Source organism: Moorena sp. SIO2C4 (assembly GCF_010672485.1).
In the GTDB taxonomy this organism is placed as follows: domain Bacteria; phylum Cyanobacteriota; class Cyanobacteriia; order Cyanobacteriales; family Coleofasciculaceae; genus Moorena; species Moorena producens.
In genome coordinates, this window is sequence record NZ_JAAHGN010001088.1 from 1 (window position 1) to 2,471 (window position 2,471).

Here is a 2,471-nt window from a genome sequence, read left to right on the forward strand (position 1 = left end):
AAGCGCGGAAGCTGAGGCCGTAGGCCACGCTATGCGAACGCTTCATCGCGTGACTCGCATAGCGGCTCAATGCGCGCGCATCGCATTTTCCGATTCCCGATTCCCGATTCCCGATTCCCGATTCCCGATTCCCGATTCCCGATTCCCTTAAACCCCATAACCTTTAACCTTCAACCTTCAACCTTCAACCAATTAACCTTTAACCCGATTCAACCCTAAACATGGTCACTTGGGATCCCGATCTAGCATCAATCCGTAAAGAGTACGACCAATGGTGGCAAGTTTATACCCTGACCGATGTCGAAGACCGCAAGCGCAAGCAGCAGCAACAGACTCCTGGGCTGTTTAACTTTAACCTAATGGTGCAAACCATGAAGTTAGAGCAGCTACAAACAGACCAGAATCAGGAAGAAACTGAGCGCTTACCTGTCCTAGAAGGATTGCGCAAGTATGCTGCTGACCATGTCTTACTGGTGGGACGTCCGGGTTCAGGCAAATCCACTGCCTTAGTGCGATTGTTGGGGGATGAAGGGATACAAGGAAAAATTCCGGTGCTGGTGGAACTGCGATATTACCAGACATCGGTGCTGGAGTTAGTACGGAATTTTGTGAAACGCCATGGTGTACTGCTGGACTCCACGGAAATTGAAAGACTATTGTTTAGACTTCGCGGCAGTTGTCGGGAACAGGGAACAGCGGATCTGGGAACAGTGGACAAGAATTGACGCAAAGCGATGCAGAGGTGCGACCCGTGGCGAATTTAATTCGCCTACGGAAAGCGCACCTAAGTGGTCTTGGGGAGGCAGCGCGGTCTTGGGGGTTCCCCCCATGAGCGACTGCCGTGGTTTCCCCCATGAGCGACTGCATCAAGAACACTATTAGAAAAATACTTTTGCAAGAGGTCTATTGATGGACAATTCTGGTTACTGAGCGATGGCGTGAACGAGCTACCGTCAGCAGCAGGATACCAAGATTTGACTCAGTTTCGGAGGGATTACCAGAAGACTCAGGGTCCCGGACTTGGTGCTTTGGATCATTATTTCATTGACTTGTAGAGAGTCGGGAGTAGGCGGGAGTGATGTGGAATGGGCATCTTGCCCGTTTCCTGGTATCACAAATGCGAACGCGCCCCGCGTGACCAAAGGTCAATCGCGTAGCGTGGCCTACGGCCAATCGCATCTGTGATAGTGCTCAATTCTCCTGACTAACCTGATGTTGTGCCAATAGCTGCTCAAATTCCTCAAGGGAGTTACTCTCAAGAGAGTGATCAATCAACTGTTCCAACCCAGAGATATCGTCTATGCCATTAATCGCTGCCACCAATTCCGGTGATACCGATTCAAAGCGCTTTTGTAAAATTTTAACTACTGTCCCTTGAAAGCTTTTCCGAGATTGTTGAAGTCCTTGTTCCAGACCCCTTTTCATTGCCCTTTCTGACCCTCGACTAATTAAAGGCATCTGTCTTTCCTCCTGATAACGTTCGAGTTCTTGATTCAGCTCCTGTTCTAACTGTTCCGGTAAAGCCATCATCTGGTCAATACATTGGAATAGCTTCACTATATCGTTTTTACTATAACCTTGTTCAAAAAGTATCCGAATCAGGTACCACTTCCATCGCTTGCGCTCCATCGGTTGTTTATGGGTGGCTTTGGTTTTTAAATGAGCCATCACCACTACTGCAAAGGGATTGGTACTCGATTCCAACACCTGCCACCTTGACTCATAGTTGAGTAATTTAACTATGGGAAATTCTAGACTCAGGCGACAACCTCCCAATCCATATTCATAGGACGATGGAGACCAAGACGCATTCTCATCCCCCAATACCGCTAAGCTAATCACAGGTTTTTCGTACAAGTCAAATGCCCTGTAATGATATTGCTACATTCGCTTGGCAAAGGTTGATTCTTTTTGGCTTTGTACCTCTACATGAATCAACACCCAAGTTTCATTGCCACCACAGAGCCAGACCTGGAATAATTTATCAGCGATCCGTTTTCCTGACTCGGCAGCACCAACTATCTGCTGTAGCTCTGTATCAAGGGATTGGGGTGTCTGATTCCAATCAATCAGAGTGTGAACTTCGGGAAAACAAAACTGTAAAAATGACTCAAAATAGGCTTGTAATGCTTCTTTACAAGGATTGTCATAGTCAGCTATTGGTTCGTTCATTTCTATCTTTTAATACTACACTAATACTAAAAAATATCTAATCATAAAGAGACAAATAATCTTATTTATATCATAGTAGTAAATGTAGAAATTTGTATATAAAAATATAAGACTATGGAGAGATTAATACTAAAATTACTGAAAGCAATCTCTAGGATTTATAACTTAGGTTAAGTACACAATTTTAAAATTTTATGGAAATTGTTCTAGTTCCTGGTAACCATGACCTGAACTGGACACTAGCAGAGGAGGCTGATCAGTAATGCGATCGCATAAGCGCGGAAGCTGAGGCCGTAGGA

The 2,471-nt window shown here is 45.4% G+C and carries 4 protein-coding genes; 1 reads left to right on the plus strand and 3 read right to left on the minus strand.

Going from position 1 to position 2,471, the window contains the following annotated elements:
- The first annotated feature begins 221 nt into the window (after positions 1 to 221).
- Positions 222 to 725: a hypothetical protein gene (locus F6K20_RS34020; RefSeq protein WP_287297729.1), complete on the plus strand. Its 504-nt coding sequence runs from the start codon at positions 222 to 224 to the stop codon at positions 723 to 725.
- Between the two features lie 316 nt (positions 726 to 1,041).
- Here F6K20_RS34020 and F6K20_RS34025 read toward each other — a convergent pair whose 3' ends face one another.
- From F6K20_RS34025 to F6K20_RS40315, 3 genes are read right to left on the minus strand one after another with little or no spacing between them, the layout of a single operon-like run.
- Positions 1,042 to 1,179, minus strand: coding sequence for a hypothetical protein (locus F6K20_RS34025; RefSeq protein ID WP_154659924.1), 138 nt, complete (start codon positions 1,177 to 1,179; stop codon positions 1,042 to 1,044).
- Between the two features lie 12 nt (positions 1,180 to 1,191).
- Positions 1,192 to 1,857 carry a hypothetical protein gene (locus tag F6K20_RS34030; RefSeq protein WP_008188653.1) on the minus strand — a complete coding sequence of 222 codons (666 nt, stop codon included), beginning with the start codon at positions 1,855 to 1,857 and terminating at the stop codon, positions 1,192 to 1,194.
- A 24-nt stretch (positions 1,858 to 1,881) separates the two neighbouring features.
- The gene (locus F6K20_RS40315) at positions 1,882 to 2,172 is read right to left on the minus strand and encodes an RpnC/YadD family protein (protein ID WP_008188651.1); all 291 of its coding nucleotides are present in this window, start codon (positions 2,170 to 2,172) and stop codon (positions 1,882 to 1,884) included.
- Between the last annotated feature and the right edge of the window lie 299 nt (positions 2,173 to 2,471).

Bases quoted from the DNA above. Each gene is read 5' to 3' on its own strand.
- F6K20_RS34025 (WP_154659924.1), bottom strand. From the start codon at position 1,179: ATGCGATTGGCCGTAGGCCACGCTACGCGATTGACCTTTGGTCACGCG.
- F6K20_RS34020 (WP_287297729.1), top strand. From the start codon at position 222: ATGGTCACTTGGGATCCCGATCTAGCATCAATCCGTAAAGAGTACGAC.
- F6K20_RS40315 (WP_008188651.1), bottom strand. From the start codon at position 2,172: ATGAACGAACCAATAGCTGACTATGACAATCCTTGTAAAGAAGCATTA.